Here is a 514-nt window from a genome sequence, read left to right on the forward strand (position 1 = left end):
GATCGCATCAATATCGCGTAACCCGCCAACCGTAATCACGGGGATATGAATATCTTGACTGATCACTTGCCCGTATTCGTGAAAATAGCCTTCTTCTTGCAGTGTGTAACCATCGAATCTTTCACCAACAAGTTCGTTTGCTTTGCCGTGAATGTTGCCGGAGACGATGATCGCATCAACGCCCACTTCTTCGAGTTTCTTACACACGATGCGTGTTTCATCGAATGTTAAACCGCCGTCAAAGAATTCAGTCGCGGTTAGCTTCACAAGAATTGGAAACGCATCCCCCACCAACATTCTGGTTTCAGAATAAATTTCCAAAAGCAAACGCATACGATTTTCTAAGCTGCCTCCGTATTCGTCTTCGCGTCGGTTGTAGTACGGGCTTAAAAACTGGTTGATTAGGTAAGTGTGCGCGGCATGAATCTCGACACCGTCAAAACCGGCTTCTTGAGCTCGTTTACTCGCTAATGCAAATGCTTTTACGATGTAGTCGATTTCATCCTTCGTCATC

At 45.5% G+C, this 514-nt stretch carries 1 pseudogene; it reads right to left on the reverse strand.

Annotated features, from left to right (window positions below):
- Positions 1-514: pseudogene (locus R7Q09_RS28465) on the reverse strand (NADH:flavin oxidoreductase); the annotation flags it as partial.

The organism is Vibrio sp. 2130-1, from assembly GCF_033339515.1.